Origin of the sequence: Humitalea rosea, from assembly GCF_003253705.1 — a bacterium.
Lineage (GTDB): Bacteria > Pseudomonadota > Alphaproteobacteria > Acetobacterales > Acetobacteraceae > Humitalea > Humitalea rosea.
The window spans coordinates 163911-188205 of sequence record NZ_QKYU01000001.1 but is presented as its reverse complement, the minus strand read 5'-3'; the positions used below and the strand labels follow the sequence as shown (position 1 = coordinate 188205).

Genomic DNA, 24295 nt, shown 5'->3' with positions numbered 1-24295 from the left:
GGTAATGCTATGCAGGTCGCATATTAGATTGGATGTCGCAATAGTTCCACGGAATTAACTTTACTCCGGCGGAAACCGCTCCCGCCAATGCCGCGCGATATCCATCCGCCGGCAGACCCAGACATCCTGGCAGGCCACCACATGGTCCAGGAACCGCGCCAGCGCCGCCGCGCGCCCCGGCCTGCCGACCATCCGCGCATGCAGCCCGACGCTCATCATCCGCCCGCCCTCACCCCGCAGCAGGTCCAGCCCGTCGCGCAGATAGGCCGCGAAGGCATCGCTGCTGGCAAAGCCCGGGGCCACGCCGAACTTCATGTCATTGGCATCGAGCGTATAGGGGATCACGAGCTGCGTGCCCCCGCCGACCGGCACGTAGAACGGCAGGTCATCCTCATAGGAATCACTGTCATAGAGGAAGCCCCCGGCCTCCTGCACCAGCGCCCGGGTGCGGGCCGAGATCCGCCCGGTGTACCAGCCGACCGGGCGCACGCCGCATAGCTCGGTTACCGCGGCGATGGTCTTGGCGATGTGCTCGCGCTCGGTCGCCTCATCGACCTCGGCATAATCGATCCAGCGCCAGCCGTGGCAGGCGACCTCATGCCCCTTCTCGATGAAGGCGCGGGCGATCGGCGGGTTCAGCTCCAGCGCGCGGCCGACGCCATAGACGGTCAGCGGCAGGCCGCGTTCCTCGAACAGCCGCAGCACGCGCCAGGCGCCGGCGCGGGCGCCGTAGCCGAACTGGCTTTCCACCGTCTCGTTGCGGGCCCCGAGGCGGGGCGTGCCGCCCGGGACCTCATGCAGATAGATCTCGCTGCCGGCATCGCCGTTCAGCACGGTGTTCTCACCGCCCTCCTCGTAGTTCAGCACGAAGGAGAGCGCGACCTTGGCCCCGTTCGGCCAAGCCGGATCGGGCGGCGTCGGCCCATAGCCGATGAAGTCGCGGGGATAGGGGCTGTCGGTCGCCAATTTGCTCATGGGCGGAGCCTGACGAGCCCCGCCCATGAGGTCAACGCTGTTAGTTCTTGGCCTTGTCGACCAGAGCGTTCTTGCCGATCCAGGGCATCATGCCGCGCAGCTTGGTGCCGACATCCTCGATCTGGTGTTCGGCCAGACGGCGACGGGTCGCCTTGAACGAGGCCTGGTTGACCTTGTTCTCCAGCATCCAGTCGCGGGCGAACCTGCCGCTCTGGATGTCGTTCAGCACGCGCTTCATCTCGGCCTTGGTCTCGGCGGTGATGATGCGCGGGCCGGTGACGTATTCGCCATACTCGGCGGTGTTGCTGATCGAGTAGTTCATGTTGGCGATGCCGCCCTCGTAGATCAGGTCCACGATCAGCTTCACTTCATGCAGGCACTCGAAATAGGCCATCTCGGGGGCGTAGCCGGCCTCGACCAGCGTCTCGAAGCCCGCCTTGATCAACTCGACCAGGCCGCCGCAGAGCACGACCTGTTCGCCGAACAGATCGGTCTCGCATTCTTCCTTGAAGGTCGTCTCGATCACGCCCGAACGCCCGCCGCCGATGGCGGAGGCATAGGACAGCGCGATCTCAAGCCCATTGCCCGAGGGGTTCTGGGCCAGCGCCACGAGGCAGGGCACGCCGCCGCCCTTCTGGTATTCGGATCGCACCGTGTGGCCGGGGCCCTTGGGCGCGATCATGAACACGTCCAGGTCCGGGCGCGGGTCGAGCAGGTTGAAGTGCACGTTCAGCCCATGCGCGAAGGCAAGGGCCGAGCCCTCCTTCATGTTGGCATGCAGATGGTCGCGGTACAGGTCGCCCTGGCCCTCATCCGGCGTCAGCACCATCACCACATCGGCCCATTTCGCCGCATCGGCGGGGGACATGACGGTGAAGCCCGCGGCCTCCGCCTTCTTGGCGCTGGGGCCGGGGCGCAGGCCGACGACGACATCGGGCACGCCGCTGTCGCGCAGGTTCATGGCATGGGCATGGCCCTGGCTGCCAAAACCGATGACCGCGACTTTTCGGGCCTTGATCAGGTTCACATCGGCGTCGCGGTCGTAATAAACGCGCATCTTATTCTCCGTTCCTAAATGGTAGGGCTACCGAATTCAGCCTTAAACAACTCGTCCGCATTAAACTCACCGCGTAACCACCGATGGATCGCGTCGGAAAATTCTCCGCTTGGAACATAAATCAATGCATTTGAATTAATTTCAGTTACGAAAAGGGGCTCTTCCCCAATCCAGCATTTTACACTATCAAACATACTTGCTGCAGCATGACAAGATAAGACAAGCCTCACGCCGTTGGCTGGCGTCATAACAACTCCAAAATCTCTTAACTCATTATCAATGTGCTTGTAGAAATTTGATGAAATTTGCTTCCCATCTAGATACGACCAATTTTTTTTCTCGCTTCCACATGCTTAGCACGCGCTGCCTTATTAGCATCGAACGTAATCAGGAAGATGCGGGGCAGACTAGCGGTCATCTAATCAATCCCAGCACCCGCGTCCCGCGTGCGATAGCGACGGCGCCAGTGCGGGACACCTCAGACAGGCCAAGCGGCCGCATCAGCGCGCAAAAAGCCTCGATCTTCTCGGCGCTGCCGGTCATCTCGAACACCGCACTCTCCGGCGTCGCATCCACGACGCGGGCCCGAAACGCATCGGCGAGGCGCAGCGCCTCCATCCGGTTCTCGCCCCGGCCGACCACCTTGATCAGCGCGAGTTCGCGGATCAGATGCGGCCCTTCCAGGGTCAGGTCGCTGACCATATGCACCGGCACCAGCCGGTCGAGCTGCGCCTTGATCTGCTCGATGATCATCTCGGTGCCGCTGGTGACGATGGTGATGCGGCTGATGCGCCGCGTCTCATCCACCGGCGCCACGGTCAGGCTCTCGATGTTGTAGCCCCGGCCGGAGAACAATCCGATCACCCGGGCCAGGACACCGGCCTCGTTTTCCACAAGCACGGCGATGGTCGCGGTGCGTTCCAGCATGCTGTCGGACATGGTCTAGACCAGCACCTTGCCCTCATCGGTGACGCCGGCGACGCCCCCCTCCTGGCCTGGGGCGAGGATCATCTGGTTATGCGCGGCACCGGAGGGGATCATGGGGTAGCAGTTCTCATCCTGGGCGACGCAGATATCGGCGATCACCGCCTTGGGGCTGGCGAGCATGGCATGGATGACGTCGTCGAGCTGGTCGGCCTCGGTCGCGCGCATGCCGACCGCGTGAAAACTCTCGGCCAGCTTCACGAAATCGGGCAGCGCCTCGGAATAGCTCTCCGAGTAGCGGGCGCCATGCAGCAACTCCTGCCACTGCCGCACCATGCCCATGTACTGGTTGTTCAGGATGAAGATTTTTACGGGGAGCCGGTACTGCGCCAGCGTGCCCATCTCCTGGATGTTCATCAGGATGCTGGCCTCGCCGGCGATGTCGATCACCAGCGCATCGGGATGGGCGATCTGCACCCCCATCGCCGCCGGCAGCCCATAGCCCATGGTGCCGAGCCCGCCCGAGGTCATCCAATGGTTCGGCTGGTCGAAGCCGAAATACTGCGCCGCCCACATCTGGTGCTGGCCGACCTCGGTGGTGATGAAGGTTTCCCGTTTGGTCGCCTGGGTGATCTCGAACAGGCGCTTCACCGCATGCTGCGGCTTGATGATTTTTCCACTCTGGACATAGGACAGGCAGTCCTTCCCGCGCCAGGTCGCGATCTGGCGCCACCAGGCGGCCAGCACCACGCGGTCCTGCTCGGCGTCATCCGCCTTCCAGGCGGCGATCAGGGCACGCAGCACCGCCGCGGCATCGCCGACGATCGGCACATCCACCCGCACGTTCTTGTTGATCGAGGACGGGTCGATATCGGCATGGATCTTCTTCGACCCCGGCGAGAAGGCGTTCAGCCGCCCCGTCACCCGGTCATCGAAACGCGCGCCGATGTTCAGCATAACGTCGCAGTCATGCATGGCGAGGTTCGCCTCATAGGTCCCATGCATGCCGAGCATGCCGAGGAACTGCGGGTCACTGGCCGGGTAGCTGCCCAGGCCCATCAACGTGTTGGTGCAGGGAAACCCCGTCATCCGCACGAATTCGACCAGCAGCCGCGAGGCCTCGGGGCCTGCGTTGATCACGCCGCCGCCGGCATAGACGATGGGGCGGGCCGAACGCTTCAGCAGCGCGATCGCCTCGCCGATGCGGCGCGGATCGGGCTCGGTCGCGGGGCGGTAGGAGCGGTGCTCCACCACCGGCGCCGGAAAATACGGCGCCTTGCCAATGAGAATGTCCTTGGGCAGGTCCACCACCACCGGCCCCGGCCGCCCGCTGCGCGCCACATAGAAGGCGTCATGCATGACGTTGGCGAGGTCGCCCGGGCGCTTGACCAAATAATTGTGCTTGGTCGCGGGGCGGGTGATGCCGGTGGTATCGGCCTCCTGGAAGGCATCATTGCCGATCAGATGCGTCGGCACCTGCCCGGTGAGGCAAACGAGGGGAATGCTGTCCATCAGCGCATCCACGAGGCCGGTCACCGCATTGGTCGCACCCGGGCCGGAGGTCACCAGCACGCAGCCCACCTTGCCGGTGGAGCGGGCATAGCCCTCGGCCGCATGCACCGCGGCCTGCTCGTGGCGGACGAGGATGTGGCGGATGTGGTTCTGCTGGAACAGCGCGTCGTAGATCGGCAGCACGGCGCCGCCGGGATAGCCGAAGATAACCTCGACGCCCTGATCCTTGAGGGCTTCGAGGACGACCTCGGCTCCGGTCATGATCCTGGCATCGGGGGTAGCGGACATGGTGAGAACACCCTGGTTGCGAGGCCGGAGGGTTAGACCCCTCGCGGCGCCACGTCAACGCCGGGAATGAATAAATGCGAAGATTTCCGACCTTCCACATTCGGAAAATTGCGTAAGACCCGCGATACGCGCATGTATCCTATGCGTCGGGCCGAGATCATGGTGCCGCGCCCAGGTCGCCTGCCGTTTGGTGTATTGCCCGATGGCAAGGCAGGCCCGCCGCGCCGCCTCGGCCGGCTCGATCTCCCCGGCCAGCATGGCGCGCAATTCGGGCACGCCATGCGCCCGCATCGCCGGCAGGCCGGGGTCCAGCCCGAGCGCCAGCAACGCCTCGACCTCCTCGACCGCGCCCGCCGCCATCATCGCCTGCCAGCGGGTGGCGATCGCCGCCCGCAGCGCATCGCGCGGCGGGTCCAGCAGGATGGCGGAGAAGCGATAGGGCGCGGGGCCGGCGCCCGGTCCCGCCTGCCACTCCGCGAGGCCCCGGCCGGTCGCGCGAAAAACCTCATAGGCGCGGGCGATGCGCTGCGGGTCGGTGGGCCGCAGCCGGGCCGCGGTCGCCGGGTCCAGCCGCGCATGCAGGGCCGCGGGGCCGATCTCGGCCAGCAGCGCGCGGGCCTCGGCGCGGATCGCCTCGGGGATCGGCGGCACATCGGCATAGCCCTGGGTCAGCGCCGAGATATAGAGCCCGGTCCCGCCACAGATGATGGGGAACTCCGCCGCCGCCATCGCCGCCAGCGCCTCACCCCGCCACCAGGCCAGGCTGCCGGGCTCGGCCGCCGGCCGCACGCCGTAGAGGAGATGCGGGGCCATCGCCTCCTCCTCCGGCGTCGGGCGGGCGGTGAGGATTCGCAGCTCGCGATAGACCTGCATGGAATCGGCGTTGATGACGGTGCCGCCAAAGCGCCGCGCCAGATCCAGCGCCAGCGCCGATTTGCCCGAGGCGGTGGGGCCCATGATGATGAGCGCGGACCTCATGGCTTGCGGCCCGATGGCTTGCGGTTGGGCCCGGGCTTGGGCAGGGTCCGGCCGCCATGACCTCCCCCCTCGTCCTGACCCTCATCGCCGCACCCGGCGCCCTGCCCGCAACCCTGCCGGCGCGCATCCGCGCGGCCCTTGGCGACATGGGGGCGATCCCGGGCACGCCCGAATGGCTCGCCGAAGGCGAGGCCTGCGACCTGCCCTTCCTGGAACTCGCCCCCGAGCAGGCGGTCAGCATCGCCCGTGGCGCGATCGGCGCGCTGCCGGTGGACGCGATCGCCCAGCCGGCCGAGGGCCGGCGCAAGCGGCTGCTGCTGGCCGACATGGACAGCACCATCGTGACCAGCGAGACGCTGGACGAGATCGCCGCCTATGCCGGGCTGAAGGCCGAGGTCGCCGCCATCACCGCCCGCAGCATGAATGGCGAGATCGAGTTCTCGGCGGCCTTGCGGGAGCGTGTGGCGCTGCTGAAGGGGCTGGACGTCGCCGCCCTGCAAAAAACCTGGGAGGCGACCGAATACAGCGCCGGCGCGCGCGAACTGATCGCGACCCTGGCCGCGGATGGCGCGGTGACGGCGCTGGTGTCGGGCGGCTTCACCTGGTTCACCGGCCGCGTGGCCCAGGGCCTCGGCTTCACCCATCATTTCGCGAATACCCTGGAGATCGAGGCGGATGCCCTGCTTGGCAGTGTCGCCGAGCCTATCCTGGATCGCGACGCCAAGCTCGCGATCCTGAAGCGGCTCGCGGCCGAGAACGGGCTGGCGCTGACCGCGACCGCGGCGGTGGGGGATGGCGCCAATGACCTGGCGATGCTGGGCGCGGCGGGGCTTGGGGTCGCCTATCGCGCCAAGCCGATCGTCGCGGCAGCGGCACGGGCGCGGCTGGATCATGCCGGGCTGCGCGGGCTGCTCTTCGCCATGGGATATGCGGCGCAGGACATCAAACCGGGCTGACGGCCCGGGGCTTCGCAGCCCCGGGCCATCGGTGTTGTGTCAGCGCTCGGCGCGCAGCCGCAGCGGCACCCAACGCTGGCCCTGGGCGTTCTCGACCAGGAACAGGGCGCTGGCGCGGTTCTGGCGACGCAGCGCCTCCAGGCGGTCATTGACCTCCTTCGGCGTGGTCACCCGCTCCTGCTGCACTTCGACGATGATATCGCCGGGGTGCAGTTCGCGCTCGGCGGCAGGGCTGTTGGCATCCACGTCGGTGATGACGACGCCCTGCCGTTCGGCGCCGAGGCTGAAGCGCTCACGCACCTCCGGCGTGATGGCCATGGCCTTCATGCCGAGACCGGTCAGCTCGACGGTGCTGGGCTGCGGACGCGGCGCATTCGGAGAGGTCGCGGCCTGCTGCGCCTCGGTCGGCAGTTCGGCGACCATCACCTGCACGGTGACCTCCGCGCCATTCCGCCAGACCACCACCGGGGCATTGGTGCCGACGGGGGTTTCGGCGACGATGCGCGGCAGGTTGCGCATTTCCGCCACCGCCTGGCCGTTGAAGCTCAGCACGATGTCGCCGTTCTGGATGCCGCCGGTGGCGGCCGGGCCGCCCTCCTGCGCACGCGCGACCAGGGCGCCACGGGCGCCGCCCAGCAGGCGCAGGCTCTCGGCGATCTCCTCCGTAACCTGCTGGATGTTCACGCCGAGCCAGCCGCGACGCACCCGCCCGCCGTCGCGCAGCTGCGCGACGATGGTCTTGGCGAGGTTCGAGGGGATGGAGAAGCCGATGCCGATCGAGCCGCCCGAGGGCGAGTAGATCGCGGTGTTGATGCCGATGACCTCGCCGGCCAGGTTGAACAGCGGGCCGCCCGAATTGCCGCGGTTGATCGCGGCATCGGTCTGGATGAAGTCGTCGTACAGGCCCTGGCGGATGTCGCGGCCGCGGGCGGAGACGATGCCCGCCGTGACGGAACCGCCGAGGCCGAAGGGGTTGCCGATCGCAACCACCCAGTCGCCGACCGCCGCGGTATCGCTGTCACCGAACTGGACCGCCGCCGAAAGCGGGTGCTCGGTCTTCACCCGCAGCAGGGCGATGTCGGTGCGCGTGTCGGCGCCGACCAGCTCGGCGCGCAAGGTGGTGTTGTCGGCGAGCACGACATTGATCTCATCCGCGCCGTCGATGACGTGGTTGTTGGTGACGATCAGCCCCGAGGCATCGATGATGAAGCCCGAGCCCAGCGACTGGGCGCGGCGCGGCGGCGCGGGCTGGCCGGGGCGGCCCGGCTGGGCTCCCGGACCCTGGGACCCCGGACCCTGGGACCCCGGACCCTGGGACCCCGGACCCTGGGGGCGGTTGCGCTCCAGGAAGTCACGGAAGAATTCCTCGAACGGGCTGCCGGGCGGGGCCTGCGGCACATCCGGCGCATCCGGCCGGCCGGCGCGGGCCTGGACCGTCTGCGTCGTCTGGATGTTCACCACGGCGGGGAGCAGCCGGCGGGCCAGCGGCGCGAAGGTATCGGGGGCGCGCTGCGCCAGGGCGGGCGCCGGGGCAAGCACGATGGCCGGCGTGGCCGCGGCCACGAAGCCGGTCAGGAAGAGGGCAGCAAGGCGCATGGGCAAGGGTTCCGGATCGATGATCTTAGGATGGTCACGCGACCGGGCCGTCGCAAAGGGCCCGGTGGGTTTCGCCCGGTAACGGCTGGGTGCGCGAAGGGGTTTCTCCCCCGCGCACCCGGCCGGCCATCCGGCGGACCTAACGCGGCGCCGGTGAACTTTCCCGGAAGAACCGGAAGAACTCACTGTCCGGCGAGAGCACCAGACGGGTGTCACCGTCGCTGAAGGCCTCGCGATAGGCCTGCATGGTCCGGTAGAACTGGTAGAACTGCGGGTCGCGCTGGAAGGCATCGGCGAAGACGCGGATGGATTCCTGCTCGCCCTGGCCACGCAGCACATCCGATTGCGCCTGGGCTTCCGCCAGGATCACCGTGCGCTCGCGATCGGCGCCGGCCCGGACGCGGGCCGCCACCTCCGCACCCTCGGCGCGGGCCTCGCGGGCCACGCGCTCGCGTTCGGACTGCATCCGGGCCAGAATCGCCTGGGTGTTCTCCTCCGGCAGGTCGGCGCGGCGGATGCGGACATCCTCGACCTCGATGCCGAAGCGGCGCGCCTCCTCGTTCACCTGCCGGCGGATGCCGGTCATGACCCGGGTGCGGTCGGCGGACAGCACGGCCAGCAGCGGCTCATTGCCCAGCACCCGGCGCAGCGCCGAGCTGACGATGGAGCCGAGCCGCCCGCGGATGCCGGTCTCGGCCGCGCCCGCGGTCTGGAAGAAGACCAGCGGGTCGGTGATGCGGAAGCGGGTGAAGCTGTCCACGATCAGCCGGCGCTGGTCGCCCAGGATCACCTCCTCGCCCGCCATGTCGTAGTCGAGCAGGCGGCGGTCGAAGGGGATCACGGTCTGGATGAACGGCACCTTGTAATGCAGCCCCGGCTCCCGGATGACCCGGATCGGCTGGCCGAACTGGGTGATCAGCACCTGCTGCGTCTGCTGCACGGTGAACAGGGTGGAGGCGACCAGGACGATCGCGACGAAGACGGCGCCGATGAAAATGCTGAGGCGGGTCATCGCGGCACCCCCTGGGTCTGGGTTCGGCTGGGCAGCGCGCCCGGCGCCAACAAGGCCGCCGGCGGCGCCGTGCGGCCCTGGCCCTGGCCCTGGCCCTGGCCCTGGCCCTGGCCCTGGGAGGACGGGGTGGCACCGGCCGCGGATGCCGCGGCCCCCTCACCCTGCGTCCCGCCCAGTTGCAGGAAGGGCACGATCCCGGTCAGGCGGTCATCGATGATGGTCTTGGGGTTGCGCCGCAGGATTTCCTCCATGGTTTCGAGGTACATGCGCCGCACGGTCACGTCCTTGGCCAACTCGTAGGCGCCCAGCACCGAGAGGAAGCGTGCCGCCTCACCACCCGCGCGGGCGATGGTGCTTTCGCGCACGCCCTGGGCTTCCTGGACAACGCGCTCGGCCTCGCCACGGGCCCGGGGGATGATGTCGTTGCGGTAGGATTCCGCCTCGTTGCGGACGCGCTCGCGGTCGGCATTGGCGCGCTGCACGTCGCGGAAGGCATCGATGACCGTCGCCGGCGGATCGACCTTCTGCAACTGCACCTGGGTGATCTCGATGCCGGACTTGTACTGGTCCATGATCGCCTGGGTCGTGCTCAGCACCTCGGCCTCGATCTGGGCACGCGCCTCGGTGAGGGCGGGCTGGATCGGGGTGCGGCCGATCATCTCGCGCATCGTGCTCTCGGCGACCGATTTCACGGTGCTTTCCGGGTTGCGCGTGTTGAACAGGAACTCGCCGGCATCGCGGATGCGCCAGAACACGGCGAAATCGATGTCGATGATGTTTTCATCGCCGGTCAGCATCAGCGATTCCTCAAGCACATCCCTGGAGGGAACGGGCCGGGGCGCGATCTGCTCGGGGTTGGCGCGGAAGCCGACATCGACGCGGTTGATGCGGGTGACGCGCGGTGTGGTCACCGCCTCGACCGGCCAGGGCAGATGATAGTTCAACCCGGGCGGGGTGGTGCGGCTGAAGGCGCCGAAGCGCATGACCACGCCCTGCTCATCCGGCTGGACGCGGAAGAAGCCGCTCGCGGCCCAGACGCCGACGACCAGCACGGCCAGCAAGCCGATGCCCTTGGTGCCGAAGCCGCCGCCGCTGCCGCCGCGCGGCAGGAAGCGGCGCACCGCCTCCTGCGCCTGACGGATCAGGTCATCCAGATCCGGGGGGCCACCCCGATTGCCGCCAGGGCCGCCTTGGGGCGGCGTGCCCCAGGGACCGCCAGGACCGCCACCACTCCCGCCGGGGCGCGGTGTGCCCCACGGGCTGGGCCCGCCATTGTTGTTCCACGCCATGTAAGAGGCCGGCCTCCCTGTTGCAGATGCCCAGGCGATCCGCCCGCGCATCCTGATCCCCCAGCACCAGATGAACTGGCGCCAAATAGAGAGACACGGCGGCATGGGCTTACCGCCCGGCGCCGACCGCGCCATATCGCGACCGTAAACCGGTCGGCGTCCCCCGCGCATATCGGCCAGACATGAAGGATTTTCAAGCTATGGGCGAAGCCTTGGCCGAAGCGGTGCGCGTGGCGCTCTCCCTGGTACGCGACCCCGAAAGCGGGCGGGACCTCGCATCCATGGGGTGGATCGGCGATATCGCGGCCCGCGATGGGCTGGTGCAGGTGACGCTGGAGGTGCCCCGCGAACGTGCCCGCGCGCTGGAACCGATGCGGGCCGAGGCCGAGAAGGCCGCGGCGGCGGTGCGGGGCGTGGTCTCCGCGACCGTGATCCTGACCGCGCATCGCGAGGCCCCCGCCGCTGCCGCCCCTCCTGCCCCCGCCCCGCACGGCCATGGCCGCCGCGCGCCGGCCGGCCAGGGCGCGATGCTGCTGCCCGAGGTGACGGCGATCGTCGCCATCGCCTCGGGCAAGGGCGGCGTCGGCAAATCCACCACCGCGGTGAACATCGCCGTGGCGCTGGCCGCGATGGGGCTCAAGGTCGGGCTGCTGGATGCCGACATCTACGGCCCCTCCCTGCCCCAGATGCTGGGCACCCGCGAAAAACCGCGCGCGGTGAACGGACGCATCCAGACCCTCTCCCGCTGGGGGCTGAAGGCGATGTCGATCGGCTTCCTGGTCGAGGAGGAGACGCCGATGGTCTGGCGCGGCCCCATGGTGATGGGCGCGCTGGAGCAGATGATGGGCCAGGTCGATTGGGGCCCGCTCGACATCATGATCATCGACATGCCGCCCGGCACCGGGGACGCGCAGCTCACCATCAGCCAGCGGGTGCCGCTGGCCGGTGCGGTGATCGTCTCCACGCCGCAGGATGTGGCACTGATCGACGCGCGGCGCGGGGTGCGGATGTTCGAGAAGGTGGGCGTGCCCGTGCTCGGGCTGATCGAGAACATGTCGGTCTTCTGCTGCCCGAACTGCGGCCATCGCAGCAACATCTTCGGCCATGGCGGCGCGAAGACCGAGGCCGCGCGCCTCGGCGTCGAATTCCTCGGCGAATTGCCGCTGACGCTCGCGATCCGGGAGCTGGCCGATGCCGGCACGCCGATCGTGATGGCGCGGCCGGAGACGGAGGAGGCCGGCGCCTATCGCGCCATGGCCGCCCGCATCTGGGAGAAGGCGCAGGCGCCCAAGCCCGCGGCGCCGATGATCGTGGTGGAGTAGCCCCGCACCCCGCCCAGGCGAACAGGACCCCGTATTGCGCCGGGATGTCGCTCTGGATGGCCGAGGCGCTGTTGTTGATGTGCTCTCTTGTGTCAGCCGGCCTCGGCGCAGGCGGCGCAGAGGCCCTCGACCTCCACGGTCGCGCCGCGCGGCCGAAAGCCGATCCTCCGCGCCGCCTCGGCGATCGCGGCGGCAATGGAGGCATCGGCGATCTCGGCCGCGTCCCCGCAGCGGCCGCAGATGAAGAACTGGTGCGGATGCGCATGGCCATGGCCCGCATGCGGGGCGTGGTCATGCGCATCCGCGCAGGCGATGAAGGCGTTCAGCCGCTCGACCTTGTGGATCAGCCCCTGTTCCAGCAGGAAATCCAGCGCGCGATAGACCGTGGGCGGCGCCGCCCCCGCGCGCCCGGCCCGCAGCCGGTCCAGCAACGCATAGGCGCCGACCGGCTGCCCCGCCTCCAGCACCAGGCGCAAGACCTCCCGCCGCAGTTCCGTCAGCCGCGCGCCGCGCAGGGTGCAGGCGGCCTCGGCGGCCTCCAGCGCATGTTCCGTCGCAGCTGCCATGTCCTGCCCCACTCTGCCGATCCCCGATGCCGCACGTTATATGGTAACGGAAACCGGCCGCCGGAGTCCCTGCCATGGAACCAATTTCTGCCCCCTCGCGGGAAAGACTGCTCGATGCCCTGCGCTTCGACGCCAATGGGCTCATCGCCGCCATCGCCCAGCAGCATGACACCGGCGAGGTGCTGATGCTCGCCTGGATGGATCGCGCCGCGGTCGAGGAGAGCCTCGCGACCGGCCGCGCCGTCTATTACAGCCGCTCGCGCAAGGCCTTGTGGCGCAAGGGCGAGACCTCCGGCCAGACCCAGCGGCTGATCGACCTGCGGATGGATTGCGACGGCGATGCCGTGCTGCTGCTGGTCGACCAGGCCGGGGTCGCCTGCCACACCGGGCGGCGGTCCTGCTTCTCCTGGGCGCTGCGCGATGGCGAGCTCACCTCCATCGCCCCGGTGCTGGCCGACCCCAAGGCGCTGTACGGCCAATGATCCCGGGGCCCATGATCCCGGTCACTTTGCTCACCGGCTTCCTGGGGGCGGGCAAGACCACCTTGCTCAACGCCCTGCTGAAGCACCCGGGGCTGCGCGACACCGCCGTGCTGGTGAACGAGTTCGGCGAGATCGGCCTCGACCATCTGCTGGTCGAGCGGCTGGATGAGGAGACGGTGCTGCTGAACGCCGGCTGCCTGTGCTGCACCGTGCGCGGCGACCTGGTGCGGGCGTTGACCGATCTGGCGGCACGCATCGCGGCGGGCCAGCCGGTCGCGCGGGTGGTGATCGAGACCACCGGCCTCGCCGATCCCGCGCCGATCCTGCACACGCTGATGACCGACCCCGCGATCGCCCGGCGTTTCGTGCTGGATGGGGTGGTGACGCTGGTCGATGCGGTGAACGGTCTGGCGACGCTGGACAGCCAGCCCGAGGCGGTGAAGCAGGCCGCCGTCGCCGACCGCATCGTGCTGAGCAAGACCGACCTCGCCCCCGACACCACGGCCCTGCTGGCGCGGCTGCGCGCGCTGAACCCCGCCGCGGTGCCGATCCCGGCCGCCGGGGCGACGCCGGAGGCGGTGCTCGCCGCCGGCCCCTTCGACCCCGCCGCGCGCGGCGAGGATGTGGTGCGCTGGCTGGCCGCCGAGGCCCATGCCCATCGCCACGACCACCACCATGACGCCAACCGCCATTCGGACCGCATCCACGCCTTCTGCCTGACCTGGGAGCAACCCGTTGCCTGGCAGGGCATGGCGACCTTCCTGGAGATGCTGACCGCAACGCGCGGCGCCAGCCTGCTGCGGGTGAAGGGGCTGCTGGATGTCGCCGGCGAGGTGCTGCCGCTGGTGCTGCATGGCGTGCAGCATGTCTGGCATCCGCCGGTGCGGCTGGCCGCCTGGCCCGCCGGCACGCCGCGCCGCTCGGCACTGGTCTTCGTGCTGCGGGACCTGGACCGGGCCGTGGTGGAACAGGGGCTGGCCGCCTTCATGGCTGCGGCATGATCGTGCCACGCGCGCGTTGACACGCCCCACGCCGCAGCGGACTCTCAGCGCAATTAATGACGCGAGAGACACCACCATGGCGCTGACGATCCCCGAGGAACTCCTGCTGCTGATGCTGGACGACACGACGGGGCGGCTGCATGTCCGCGCCGCCCCGGCCGGCGACTATGCCCTGGCCGGCGCCATCCTGGCCGAGCTTGCCATGCGCAACCGGCTGGACAGCGACACCACCCGCCTCTTCGTCGCCGATCCCGCGCCCACGGGCGATGCGCTGCTGGATGGCGTGCTCAGCGAGATCGCGGGCTCCCCGCGCGAGGAAGCGAGCCGCTGGTGGATCGAGACCCTGGCGCGCAACGCCGAATCCTACCGCGCCAGCCTGTTCGACCGGCTGGTCGCGCGCGGCATCCTGCGGGTCGAGGATGGCAAGTTCCTGTGGTTCTTCAGCGAGCGCCGCTATCCGGTCGTCTCCGACAAGGCCGAGCGCGAGGTGAAGGCCCGCCTGCTCGGCGTGATCTTCGACGATGAGATCCCCGAGCCGCATGACGCGCTGCTGATCGGGCTCTGCCGCGCCGCCGGGCTGTTCGGGCTGATCCTGTCGCCGGAGGAGCTGGACCGCGCCCAGCCGCGCATCGACCAGGTGGCGGATCTGGAGGAGCTGAACCGCGCGCTGTCCTCGGCGGTGCGCGACATCTTCATCGAGATCGCGCGCTGGTCGCCGATGATGTGAGCGGCGGGCGCTGCCGAGGCTAGCCCAGCCCCGGCAAGGCCCGCCCGGCCACCAGCCGGAACAGCTTCTGCGGCCGGAACGGGCCGATCAGCCGGTGTTGCAGCAGCAGCACCGTCCGCCCCGCCGCCGCCGTCTCCAAGGTCGCGAGGAAGGCGAGTTCCGCCGCCGCATCCAGCCCCGCCGCCGGCTCGTCCAGCAGCAGGATGGGCGCGGCGCAGACCAGCGCCCGCGCCAGCGCGATACGCCGCACCTGCCCGCCGGAGAACCGCGCGCCGCCCTCACCGCAGCGGGTCTGCAAGCCTTCCGGCAAGGCGCGGATCAAATCGCCGATCCCGGCGCGGTCCAGCGCCCCGAACAGCGCGGCGTCATCGGCATCGGGGGCCGCGAGGCGCAGGTTGGCGGCAATGCTGTCGTCGAACAGCCGCGCATCCTGGCTCAGCACCGCGAATTTCCCCCGCACCGCCGCGGCCGGCAGGCCCGCGATATCGACCCCGCCGATCAGGATCCGCCCGGCGCTGGGGGCCGCGAGCTTGGTCAGCAGCGCGATCAGGCTCGATTTGCCGGCGCCGGAGGGGCCGAGCAGGGCGACATGCGCGCCTTCCGGCACCTCCATATCCAGCCCCGCGAAGACCTCGCCACGATCCGCGGCCCAGGCGAACCGCACCCCCTCGATCCGCAGCGCATGGCCGGCGGGCGCCGCCACCGTCGCCACCGGGTCAGGCACCGGCACCGGCCGGTCGGCGGCGAGAAACAACCGCCGCGCCGAGGCCCCGGCCGTGGCGATGGCGATGCCCGCGCGCGGCAGCCCGGCAAAGGGCTCGGCCGCGGCCAGGGCGAGGAAGGCGCCGAGCACCGCCCCCCACAACGCGCCCTCGCCCCCCGCGATGCCGAAGCCGAGCGCGCCCAGCAGCGCGCCCTGCCCCAGCAGCGCCCCGGCCGCCCCCGCCAGCGCGTTGCGCCGGGCGAGGCCGCGCTGGGCGGCCGTCAGGCGTGCGGCGGCGGCCTCGACCCGCAGGATCGCGGTGGCTTCGGCATTGTTGGCCAGCGTGTCCTCCAGCCCGGCCAACGGATCGACCACGGCATCGCGCAGCCGCCCCTCGGCCGCGGCCGCGCCCTTGGCGGCGCGTGCGGCGATCGGCGCCAGCAGCGGCGGCAGCGCCAAGGCGCAGGCGAGCGGCAGCGTCACCAGCACCGCCAGCAGCGGCGAGATCGCGCCCAGGATCAGCGCCGCGGCCACCACCACGGCGGCCCCCGCCGCGAGTGGGACCAGCGCGCGCAGATAGAGCCCGTCCAGCGCCTCCACATCCGCCACGATCCGCCCAAGCAGGTCGCCGGCCCGCCCGTGGCCGATCCCGCCCGGCAGGCGCTCGGCCAGGCGCGAGAAGAACCAGACCCTTGTATCGGCCAGTGCCCGGAAGGCGGCGGCATGGGTCGCCATGCGCTCGCCCCAGCGCAAGCCCGGGCGGCCGATCAGCAGCGGCCGCAGCCAGGGCAACAGCAGCAGCCCGGCGCCGCCGGCCGCAGCCCCGGACAGCGCCGCGACCTCATGCGACACCGCCCGCCCGGCCAGCGTCATCAGCGCCAGCCCCGCCAGCGCCGAAACCACGGTGACGCCCACCGCGAGCAGCAGCACCGGCCAGCGCCGGCGCCACAGCCCCAGCACCCGGCACAGATCGGCCAGCATTGTGCCCATCGCCATCACGCCCATTTCGCCTGCTCCACGAAGCGGCCTTCCTCCAGCCGCATCACCCGGCCGAAGCGCGCGGCGACGGCGGGGGAGTGTGTGGCCATCACCGTGGTCCGCCCGGCGGCGAGGCGGCGCAGGCTGTCCAGCACCTCCGCCTCGGTGCCCGGGTCCAGATGCGCGGTCGGCTCGTCCAGCAGCAGCAGCGGCGCGTCGCGCAGGAAGGCGCGGGCGATCGCGACGCGCTGCGCCTGCCCGCCGGAGAGGCCGAAGCCGCCCTCGCCCACCATGGTATCCAGCCCCCGCGGCAGCCCTTTGGCGAAATCGATGACGCGGGCATCGCGGGCGGCGGCCTCGACGGCGGCGCGGGTCGCGCCCGGCCGGGCCAAGGCGATATTCTCGGCGATGGTGGCGCGGAACAGATGCGCGCGCTGGCCGACCCAGGCCGAAAGCCTGCGCACCTCGGCCGGGCGAAGTGCGGCGGCCTCCCGCCCGTTCAGCGCGATGCGCCCCGAACTCGGCGCCGAAAACCCCATCAGCAGCCGCAGGATCGAGGATTTCCCCGCCCCTGAAGGCCCCACCAGCACCAGCGATTCACCGGGCAGCACGCGGAAGGAGATATCCTCCAGCGCCGGCGGCAGGCCCGGATCATGGCGCAGCCCGACCCGGTCGAAGGTGACCACCACCGAGGGCGGAATCTCCTCCAGCAGCAGCCCATGCGTCTCCGGGGTCGCGAGCAACGGCGCCAGCGCGGTCGCGGCCCCCTCGGCCGCCGAGCGTTCGTGATAGGCCGCCGAGAAGGCCCGCAGCGGCGCGAAGGCCACCGGCACCAGCAGCAGGCAGAGGATCGCCGCGACCGGATCGGGATGCCCGCCCGTCAGCAAGGCGGCGTGGCGGAAGGCCATGCAGGCCAAGGCGGCGGCGAACAGAGCCTCCAGCGCCGTGGCGGAGAGGAAGGCGACGCGCAACACCTTCATGGTGCGGCGGCGCAGATCATCGGCGGCCTCGGCCATCGCTCCGGCCTCGGCCGCCTCGCGGCGGAACAGCACGATGGCGGGCAGGCCGCGCATGCGGTCCAGGAAGCGGCCCGACAGCGCCTCAAGGGCGGCGAACTGCCTTCGGCTGGCCACCGCCGCGCCGATCCCGGTGAAGGCCATGGCGACCGGCACCAGCAGCACCGCGACCGCGAGGATCAGCCCCGACAGCGGATCGGCCCAGGTGGCCAGCGCGACCGCGAGCAACGGGCCGAGGATCGCCAGCGCCGCCGCCGGCAGCCAGCGGGCGAAATGCCCATCCAGCGCCTCGATCCGGTCGATGACGAGGGAGGCCTTCTCACCGATCTGGCGGGAATCCGCCGGCCCCGCGGCGAAGAGGGCGGCCATCGCCCGCCCCCGCAGCCCGGCGCGGGCCGCCGCCCCGGCCGCGGTCTGCATCCGGTCCTGCGCGATCGCGAGCCCCGCCTGCACCAGCACCAGCGCCGCGATGGCCGCAAGGTCGCCCCACTCCGCGGCCCCATGCCCGAGAAGTGCGGCCAGCAGCCGCGCCGTCAGCAAGGCCTGCGCCAGCGCCACCAGGATGCCGCAGGTGCCGAGCGCCACCGCCAGCGACAGCGTGCGACGCTGTCCGCGCGCCGTCGCGGCGAGCAGGCCACGGGCCGCATTCGCCCCGGATCTCCGCCGCCGGGCCGGCTTGGCCGGGCGCTCCGTCAAAGCTTGGTTCATGCCAACCCCGTTAGCGCATTCGTCGAGACGTCACCATGCGCCGGGGCGTCGCGCATTGCGGCAGCGCACACAAGACGCCAAAAGTGCCTCTCGCGTTCGATGGACCATCCGATGCTGAAACGCCATGGGCGCTATGACCACCACCCCTGGCGCGGGCGGCCCGCCTATTCCTGGCCCGGCGGGGCGCGGCTTGCGGTCTATCTCGGCGTGAACCTTGAGGATTTCGCGTTCGGTGAGGGGCTGGGCGCGGAACTCGCCCCCGGCGGCCCCGCGCCGGATGTGCTGAATTTCGCCTGGCGCGACTATGGCAACCGGGTCGGCGCCTGGCGGCTGGTCGAGACCCTGGATGAGTTGGGCCTCGCCGCGACCGTGCTGGCCAATAGCGCGATGTACGACCTCGCCCCCAGCCTGATCGCGGCCCATCGCGCGCGCGGCGACGAGATGGCGGGCCATGGCCGCACCAACAGCGAACGCCAGTCCACCCTGCCGCCCGAGGCGGAGGCAGCCCTGATCGCCGAGGCCACCGCCCGGATGGCCGCCGATGACGGCATCGCCCCGCGCGGCTGGCTCTCCCCCTGGATCGCCGAGAGCCATGCGACGCCCGACCTGCTGGCCGCGGCCGGCTACCGCTACACGCTGAACTGGTGCAGCGACGACGCGCCGATCTGGCACCGCACCGCGCATGGCCCGCTCCTCGCCATCCCCTATCCGCAGGAGGTGAACGACATCCCCGCCATCGCCGTGCGACGCGACGGGGCGGAGCAGTTCGCCCGCATGATCGTGGATGATTTCGACGAACGCCTGCGCCAGACGCGCGATGGCCTGCCCCAGGTGATGGGCATCGCCCTGCATCCCTACATCATCGGCCAGCCCTACCGGATGCGGGCGCTGCGCCGGGCGCTGGCCCATGTCGCCGGGCATCGGGAGGAGGTCTGGCTCTGCACCGCCGGGCAGGTGTTCGACCACGTCGCCGGCCTCGCCCCAGGGCTGGTGCCGGGGGCATGAGCTTCCGCTACCGCTTCGCCTTCGAGGACATCTATTCCAACGGCTTTCGCGCCCGGGTCACGCTGTTCAACGATGGCACGCAGGCCGTCACCGGCTGGACGCTCGGCCTCGCCGCCGGCTTCACCCTGGGTGCTGTGTATGAGGCGCGGAGCCTCGGCGGGCTCACCTTCACCGACGCCGGGTACAATGCCGTCATCCCGGCCGGGGGCTCTGTCAGCTTCGGGCTCACCGGGGTCGGTGCCTCCCTCGCCCCCGCCAGCGTCACCGCCAATGGCCAGGCGGCGTTGGCTGAGGCCGTGGCCTCGATCGCCGATACCACGGTGCTGGAGGGCCAGGAGGGGCTGACGGCGATGGTCTTCACCATCAGCCTCGACCATGCCACCACGGTGCCCGTCCGCTTCACCTGGCGGACCGAGGACGGCACCGCCACCCCGGGCACGGATTACGAACCGGCCTCCGGCAGCGGCACCATCGCGGCCGGCGCCCGCAGCGCCGATGTGACGGTCATCGTGCATGGCGATGCCGGCTTCGAGCCCGCCGAGACGCTGATCCTGCGCGTGACGGACATGAGCGGCGCCTTGCAGGGCGACACGGTGGCGACCGGCACCCTGCGCAACGACGACCATCCGCCCGGCAGCGCCGCCCCCGGCTATTTCGCAACCCGGGGCGGGGACATCATCGACAGCGCCGGCCAGGCGGTGCGGCTCACCGCCGTCAACTGGTTCGGGCTGGAAACCCGGAGCTTCGCCCCGGACGGGCTCTACACCCGCAACTGGCGGGAGATGATGGACCAGATCGCGGAGACCGGCTTCAACGCCATCCGCCTGCCCTTCTCCACCGAATTGCTGGATGGGCGGGTGACCCCCACCAATATCAACTACGCCCTGAACCCCGACCTGCGCGGGGTCTATGGCATCGCGCTGATCGACAAGATCGTGGGCTATGCCGCGACGCTCGGGATCCGGATCATCCTGGACCGGCACCGCGGCATCGCGGGCAATGGCGCCGATGACTCCGGCCTCTGGTATTCCTCGGCCTATGACGAAGCGCGCTGGATCTCCGATTGGCAGATGCTGGCCGGCCGCTATGCCGGCAATCCGACCGTCATCGGTGCCGATCTGCACAATGAACCCTGGAAGGGAAGCTGGGGCGACGGCGACCCGCTGCATGACTGGCGTGCCGCGGCCGGGCGCGCGGGGGCGGCCATCCAGGCGGTCAACCCGAACTGGCTGATCTTCGTCGAGGGCGTGCGTCAGGTCGGGCCGGCGAATGACCCCGCCTCCTACTACTGGGATGGCGGCAACCTCTCGGCGGCGGGCGCGCTGCCGGTGGTGCTGCCGGTGGCGAACCACCTCGTCTATTCCGCGCATGACTACCCGCCGAGCATCTATGACCAGCCCTGGTTCAAGGATGCGGGCTACCCCGCCAATCTGCCGGCGCTGTTCGACCATTACTGGGGCTACCTGGCGCGGCAGGGCATCGCGCCGGTGTTCCTCGGCGAATTCGGCGGCAGGCTCGTCACCGCGGCCGACCGGGCCTGGATCGCCACGCTGACGGCGGTGCTCGGGGGCGATCTGGATGCCAATGGCAGCCATGACCTCGCCCCTGGGGCCGCCGGCGTCTCCTGGGCCTGGTGGGCCTGGAACCCCACCAGCGGCGACACCGGCGGCATCCTGCTGGACGATTGGCGCACGGTCGATCCGGTCAAGATCGCCACCGTCGCGGCGCTGCTGACCAGCCTGCGCCCCGATGCCGCGGCAACGGATGGCGATGACGTGCGAACCGGGACCGAGGGCACGGATGTGCTCTCCGGCTATGGCGGCAATGACCTGCTGTTGGGCCATGCGGGCAATGACTCGCTCTGGGGCGGGGGGGGCCGCGACCTGCTGCTGGGCGGGGCCGGCAATGACGCGCTGGATGGCGGCAGCGGGGTGGACACCGCGCTGATCGCCAGCCTGCGGCGCCAGTCGGTGGTGACCGCGACCACGGTCGTGGGGCCCGATGGCAGCGACACGCTCAATGCCATCGAGACGCTGCATTTCCAGGACGGCTGGCTCGCGATCGGCGGCACGGCGCCGGCCGCCTCGATCGCGCGGCTTTATCTGGCAGCCCTTGGGCGGGGGCCGGATGCGACCGGGCTCGGCTTCTATACCGAGGCCGTCGCCAGCGGGCGCGTCAGCCTGGACGGCATCGCCGCTTCGCTGCTGCAAAGCGCCGAGTTCCAGGCGCGCTTCGGCGCCCCGAACACGGAAGGCTTCGTCACCCTGCTCTATGGCACCGTGCTGGGGCGCGCGCCGGATGCCGACGGGCTCGCCTATTGGAGCGGGCTGCTGGATGGCGGGCTGGCGCGGTCGCAGGCGGTGGCCGGCTTCTCCGAAAGTCCGGAGTTCATCGTGGGGGCCGGCGTGCCGGATGCGGGCGGGCTGTTCGCCCCCGATCCCGCCGCGGTGGAGGTGCTGCGCTGGTACGAGACGGTGCTGAACCGGCTGCCGGATGCCGCCGGGCTGTCCTATTGGATCGAGACCCGCGCCCAGCGCGAGATCGGCGCCGACTTCACCGGCAGCGCCGAATTCGCGGCGGTCTTCGGCGTGCTGGACACGGCGGGCTTCGTCGCCCGCATCTATCAGAACGCGCTGGACCGGGACGGCGATGCGGGCGGCATCGCCTATTGGAGCTGGCTGCTCGACACCGGCACCCTGACCCGCGCCGATGTCGCGGCGAGCTTCGCCTTTTCCGAGGAGATGACGGCGAAGATCACCCCGCTGGTCGCGGATGGGGTGACCTTCGCCTGAGGCCGGCCTTTTGGAGGATGGAGGGGGCGAGCCCCCTCCATCGGCTGGCTACGCGGCCTTGGCTGAGGCGATCGCCTGCCAGACCCGCTCCGGCGTCGCCGGCATGTTGAAATGCCCGACGCCGAGCGGGCGCAGCGCATCCACCACCGCATTCATCACCGCCGGCAACGAGCCGGCGCAACCGGCCTCGCCGCAGCCCTTGGCGCCGAGCGGGTTGGTGGTCGCCGGCACCGGATGGCTCTCGAAGCTGATCGAGGGCACGTCCGTGGCCCGCGGCAGCGCGTAATCGGTGAGCGAGCCCGACATCGGCTGCCCGTCCTCGGAGAAGACCACCCGTTCCAGCAGCGCCTGGCCGATGCCCTGGGCGATGCCGCCATGCGCCTGGCCGGTCACCAGCAGCGGGTTCACGATCACGCCGAAGTCGTTGACGGTGGAATACTTCACCACCTCGACGATGCCGGTCTCGGGGTCGATCTCGACCTCGGCGATGTGGCAGCCGTTCGGATAGGCCTGCGGCGCCTCCTTGAAGATGTGGCGCACGTCGAGCTTGCCGGGCACGTCATCCGGCAGGTCTTCCGCCTCGCGCAGCTTGGCCGCCAGCTCCATGATGTCGATGCTGCGGTCGGTGCCGGCGATGGTGAATTTGCCGGCCTCGAAGAGGATGTCCTCGGGGGCGGCTTCCAGCGCCCAGCTTGCCGCCTGGCGGCCGCGCTCGATGACCAGGGCCGAGGCCTCGACGATCGCGGCCCCGGAGGCCATCAGCGACTTCGACCCGCCGGTGCCGCCGCCGGCGATCAGCTCGTCGGAATCGCCCTGGAGCAGGCGGATCGCGTGGAAGGGCACGCCGAGATACTGGTGCAGCACCTGGGCGAAGGGGGTCCAATGCCCCTGCCCGTAATCCAGCGTGCCGGTGATGATGGTGACCGTGTCATCCGCCTCGAAGCGGATGCCGCCCATCTCGGCGGCCGGGGGCGCGGTGCATTCGAGGAAGTTGCCGATCCCCCGCCCGCGCAGCTTGCCGCGCGCCTGGCTGTCGGCGAGGCGGGTGCCGAAGCCGTCCCAATCGGCGGCGGTCAGCGCCTGGTCCAGGATCGCGGAGAACTCGCCACCGTCATAGGTGCTGCCCGAGGCCGCGGGATAGGGCATCGCCGCGGCGGGGATGTGGTTGAGCCGGCGCAGCGCGACGGCGTCCTTGCCGGTTTCCAGCGCGGCCTGCTCGATCAGCCGCTCCATGAAGTAGTTGCCCTCCGGCCGCCCGGCGCCGCGATAGGCGGTGATGGGCGTCGTGTTGGTCAGCATCGACTTCGTATGCACGCCGATCAGCGGCGTCGCGTAGTTGCTCTGCACGTTCTTGGCGAAGTTCATCGTCCCCATCAGCGGCGTGACCGGGGAGAGGAAGGCGCCCATGTCGGCGGTGGCGTTCAGGCGCACGGCGAGGAAGCGGCCCTCGGCATCCAGCGCCAGCGCGGCATCGACCTGATGCGAGCGGCCGTGGCAGTCGGAGAGGAAGGCCGAGGTGCGCTCATCCGTCCATTTCACCGGGCGGCCGAGCAGCTTGGCGGCATGCAGCAGCGGCACGTATTCCGGATAGACGCTGGCCTTCATGCCGAAGCTGCCGCCGACCTGGCCGGTCAGCACCCGCAGCCCCTCGACCGGGACGTTCAGGATGCCGGCCAACTGCGCCCGCAGCCCGAACACGCCCTGGCAGCCGAGGTGGAGGGTGTAGCGGTCCTCCGCCCAGACGCCGATCGCGGCGCGGGGCTCCATGGCGCAGACCACGATGCGGTTGTTGTCGATCGAGAGCTTGGTGACATGCGCGGCGGCGGCGAAGGCCGCCTCGATCTTCACCGGATCGCCGAACTGCCAGTCGAGCACCATGTTGTTCGGGATGTCGTCATAGAGCAGCGGCGCGCCGGGTTCGGCGGCGGCGGCGGGGTCGGTCACGGCGGGCAGGGCGTCGATGTCCAGCATCACCGCCTCGGCCGCGTCCTTGGCCTGCATCCGGGTCTCAGCGACCACCACGGCGACCGGATCGCCGACAAAGCGTACCTTGTCCGCCGCCAGCGGCTGGCGGGCGGGGCTGCGCAGCGGCGAGCCGTCGATGTTCTTGAGCGGCATGGCGCAACGCATGGCGCCATAGCCCGTGAGGTCGGCGGCGGTGAGCACCGCGAGCACGCCGGGCATCGCGCGGGCGGCCTCGGTGTCGATGCCGCGGATCACGCCATGGGCATAGGGGCTGCGGACCATGAAGGCATAGGCCTGGCCGGGCAGAGCCAGGTCGTCGGTATAGCGCCCCTCCCCTCGCAACAGCTTGGGGTCTTCCTCCCGCGGGACGGACTGGCCAATGCCGAAACGGAGGGTGCTGGGGGTCAGGCTGTCAGGCATGGCGATCATCCGTGCTGCGTTGC

The 24295-nt window shown here is 70.2% G+C and carries 19 protein-coding genes; 7 read left to right on the top strand and 12 right to left on the bottom strand.

All coding sequences use genetic code 11. The features are described 5' to 3' along the window. Positions 1-60: 60 nt before the first annotated feature. From puuE to miaA, 5 genes are all read right to left on the bottom strand, one after another. Positions 61-975 carry an allantoinase PuuE gene (gene puuE, locus C8P66_RS00845; protein WP_111396239.1) on the bottom strand — a complete coding sequence of 305 codons (915 nt, stop codon included), beginning with the start codon at positions 973-975 and terminating at the stop codon, positions 61-63. Positions 976-1015: 40 nt separating this feature from the next. Further along, the gene (gene ilvC / locus C8P66_RS00840) at positions 1016-2032 is read right to left on the bottom strand and encodes a ketol-acid reductoisomerase (protein WP_111396238.1); all 1017 of its coding nucleotides are present in this window, start codon (positions 2030-2032) and stop codon (positions 1016-1018) included. Between the two features lie 414 nt (positions 2033-2446). Beyond that, positions 2447-2971, bottom strand: a complete 525-nt coding sequence (gene ilvN, locus C8P66_RS00835) for an acetolactate synthase small subunit (RefSeq protein WP_111396237.1) — start codon at positions 2969-2971, stop codon at positions 2447-2449. A 3-nt stretch (positions 2972-2974) separates the two neighbouring features. Further along, positions 2975-4729, bottom strand: a complete 1755-nt coding sequence (locus C8P66_RS00830; protein ID WP_456303626.1) for an acetolactate synthase 3 large subunit — start codon at positions 4727-4729, stop codon at positions 2975-2977. 81 nt (positions 4730-4810) lie between these two features. Continuing rightward, the gene (gene miaA / locus C8P66_RS00825) at positions 4811-5734 is read right to left on the bottom strand and encodes a tRNA (adenosine(37)-N6)-dimethylallyltransferase MiaA (RefSeq protein ID WP_111396235.1); all 924 of its coding nucleotides are present in this window, start codon (positions 5732-5734) and stop codon (positions 4811-4813) included. 56 nt (positions 5735-5790) lie between these two features. Here miaA and serB point away from each other — a divergent pair, with 56 nt between their 5' ends. Then, on the top strand, positions 5791-6690 hold the full coding sequence (serB, locus tag C8P66_RS00820; protein WP_111396234.1) for a phosphoserine phosphatase SerB: 900 nt from the start codon (positions 5791-5793) through the stop codon (positions 6688-6690). Between the two features lie 39 nt (positions 6691-6729). Here serB and C8P66_RS00815 read toward each other — a convergent pair whose 3' ends face one another. The 3 genes from C8P66_RS00815 to hflK form a co-directional block, all read right to left on the bottom strand. Next, positions 6730-8286, bottom strand: coding sequence for a DegQ family serine endoprotease (locus tag C8P66_RS00815; protein ID WP_111396233.1), 1557 nt, complete (start codon positions 8284-8286; stop codon positions 6730-6732). A gap of 139 nt (positions 8287-8425) precedes the next feature. Then, positions 8426-9298: a protease modulator HflC gene (hflC, locus tag C8P66_RS00810; RefSeq protein ID WP_111396232.1), complete on the bottom strand. Its 873-nt coding sequence runs from the start codon at positions 9296-9298 to the stop codon at positions 8426-8428. After that, a complete protein-coding gene (hflK, locus tag C8P66_RS00805) occupies positions 9295-10419 on the bottom strand; it encodes an FtsH protease activity modulator HflK (protein WP_342767994.1) in 1125 nt (374 codons plus the stop codon). Before hflK ends, hflC begins: the two co-directional genes overlap by 4 nt. 368 nt (positions 10420-10787) lie before the next feature. Between hflK and C8P66_RS00800 the strand changes: the two genes are divergently transcribed. Beyond that, positions 10788-11909 carry an Mrp/NBP35 family ATP-binding protein gene (locus C8P66_RS00800; protein WP_111396230.1) on the top strand — a complete coding sequence of 374 codons (1122 nt, stop codon included), beginning with the start codon at positions 10788-10790 and terminating at the stop codon, positions 11907-11909. A 92-nt stretch (positions 11910-12001) separates the two neighbouring features. Here the strand turns inward: C8P66_RS00800 and C8P66_RS00795 are convergent, their stop codons facing one another. Beyond that, a complete protein-coding gene (locus tag C8P66_RS00795; protein WP_111396229.1) occupies positions 12002-12475 on the bottom strand; it encodes a transcriptional repressor in 474 nt (157 codons plus the stop codon). 74 nt (positions 12476-12549) lie between these two features. On the opposite strand from C8P66_RS00795, the gene hisI reads away from it, so the two are divergent. From hisI to C8P66_RS00780, 3 genes are all read left to right on the top strand, one after another. After that, positions 12550-12957 carry a phosphoribosyl-AMP cyclohydrolase gene (gene hisI / locus C8P66_RS00790; RefSeq protein WP_111396228.1) on the top strand — a complete coding sequence of 136 codons (408 nt, stop codon included), beginning with the start codon at positions 12550-12552 and terminating at the stop codon, positions 12955-12957. 11 nt (positions 12958-12968) lie between these two features. After that, positions 12969-13958, top strand: coding sequence for a CobW family GTP-binding protein (locus C8P66_RS00785; protein ID WP_170141537.1), 990 nt, complete (start codon positions 12969-12971; stop codon positions 13956-13958). A gap of 76 nt (positions 13959-14034) precedes the next feature. Further along, entirely contained in the window at positions 14035-14685 is a 651-nt protein-coding gene (locus tag C8P66_RS00780) for a GOLPH3/VPS74 family protein (protein WP_111396226.1), read from the top strand. A gap of 19 nt (positions 14686-14704) precedes the next feature. Here C8P66_RS00780 and cydC read toward each other — a convergent pair whose 3' ends face one another. Together cydC and cydD are read right to left on the bottom strand one after the other, a co-directional pair. After that, positions 14705-16384, bottom strand: a complete 1680-nt coding sequence (gene cydC / locus C8P66_RS00775; protein WP_158537048.1) for a thiol reductant ABC exporter subunit CydC — start codon at positions 16382-16384, stop codon at positions 14705-14707. Beyond that, on the bottom strand, positions 16384-18090 hold the full coding sequence (gene cydD, locus C8P66_RS00770; RefSeq protein ID WP_111396224.1) for a thiol reductant ABC exporter subunit CydD: 1707 nt from the start codon (positions 18088-18090) through the stop codon (positions 16384-16386). Before cydD ends, cydC begins: the two co-directional genes overlap by 1 nt. A gap of 111 nt (positions 18091-18201) precedes the next feature. Here cydD and C8P66_RS00765 point away from each other — a divergent pair, with 111 nt between their 5' ends. Both C8P66_RS00765 and C8P66_RS00760 read left to right on the top strand, forming a co-directional pair. Next, a complete protein-coding gene (locus C8P66_RS00765) occupies positions 18202-19095 on the top strand; it encodes a polysaccharide deacetylase family protein (RefSeq protein WP_111396465.1) in 894 nt (297 codons plus the stop codon). Then, positions 19092-21887: a DUF4214 domain-containing protein gene (locus C8P66_RS00760; protein ID WP_111396223.1), complete on the top strand. Its 2796-nt coding sequence runs from the start codon at positions 19092-19094 to the stop codon at positions 21885-21887. Before C8P66_RS00765 ends, C8P66_RS00760 begins: the two co-directional genes overlap by 4 nt. A gap of 48 nt (positions 21888-21935) precedes the next feature. Here the strand turns inward: C8P66_RS00760 and C8P66_RS00755 are convergent, their stop codons facing one another. Then, on the bottom strand, positions 21936-24272 hold the full coding sequence (locus C8P66_RS00755) for a xanthine dehydrogenase family protein molybdopterin-binding subunit (protein ID WP_111396464.1): 2337 nt from the start codon (positions 24270-24272) through the stop codon (positions 21936-21938). Between the last annotated feature and the right edge of the window lie 23 nt (positions 24273-24295).

Bases quoted from the DNA above. Each gene is read 5' to 3' on its own strand.
- puuE (WP_111396239.1), bottom strand. From the start codon at position 975: ATGAGCAAATTGGCGACCGACAGCCCCTATCCCCGCGACTTCATCGGC.
- ilvC (WP_111396238.1), bottom strand. From the start codon at position 2,032: ATGCGCGTTTATTACGACCGCGACGCCGATGTGAACCTGATCAAGGCC.
- ilvN (WP_111396237.1), bottom strand. From the start codon at position 2,971: ATGTCCGACAGCATGCTGGAACGCACCGCGACCATCGCCGTGCTTGTG.
- C8P66_RS00830 (WP_456303626.1), bottom strand. From the start codon at position 4,729: ATGACCGGAGCCGAGGTCGTCCTCGAAGCCCTCAAGGATCAGGGCGTC.
- miaA (WP_111396235.1), bottom strand. From the start codon at position 5,734: ATGAGGTCCGCGCTCATCATCATGGGCCCCACCGCCTCGGGCAAATCG.
- serB (WP_111396234.1), top strand. From the start codon at position 5,791: ATGACCTCCCCCCTCGTCCTGACCCTCATCGCCGCACCCGGCGCCCTG.
- C8P66_RS00815 (WP_111396233.1), bottom strand. From the start codon at position 8,286: ATGCGCCTTGCTGCCCTCTTCCTGACCGGCTTCGTGGCCGCGGCCACG.
- hflC (WP_111396232.1), bottom strand. From the start codon at position 9,298: ATGACCCGCCTCAGCATTTTCATCGGCGCCGTCTTCGTCGCGATCGTC.
- C8P66_RS00800 (WP_111396230.1), top strand. From the start codon at position 10,788: ATGGGCGAAGCCTTGGCCGAAGCGGTGCGCGTGGCGCTCTCCCTGGTA.
- C8P66_RS00795 (WP_111396229.1), bottom strand. From the start codon at position 12,475: ATGGCAGCTGCGACGGAACATGCGCTGGAGGCCGCCGAGGCCGCCTGC.
- hisI (WP_111396228.1), top strand. From the start codon at position 12,550: ATGGAACCAATTTCTGCCCCCTCGCGGGAAAGACTGCTCGATGCCCTG.
- C8P66_RS00785 (WP_170141537.1), top strand. From the start codon at position 12,969: ATGATCCCGGTCACTTTGCTCACCGGCTTCCTGGGGGCGGGCAAGACC.
- C8P66_RS00780 (WP_111396226.1), top strand. From the start codon at position 14,035: ATGGCGCTGACGATCCCCGAGGAACTCCTGCTGCTGATGCTGGACGAC.
- cydC (WP_158537048.1), bottom strand. From the start codon at position 16,384: ATGGCGATGGGCACAATGCTGGCCGATCTGTGCCGGGTGCTGGGGCTG.
- cydD (WP_111396224.1), bottom strand. From the start codon at position 18,090: ATGAACCAAGCTTTGACGGAGCGCCCGGCCAAGCCGGCCCGGCGGCGG.
- C8P66_RS00765 (WP_111396465.1), top strand. From the start codon at position 18,202: ATGCTGAAACGCCATGGGCGCTATGACCACCACCCCTGGCGCGGGCGG.
- C8P66_RS00760 (WP_111396223.1), top strand. From the start codon at position 19,092: ATGAGCTTCCGCTACCGCTTCGCCTTCGAGGACATCTATTCCAACGGC.
- C8P66_RS00755 (WP_111396464.1), bottom strand. From the start codon at position 24,272: ATGCCTGACAGCCTGACCCCCAGCACCCTCCGTTTCGGCATTGGCCAG.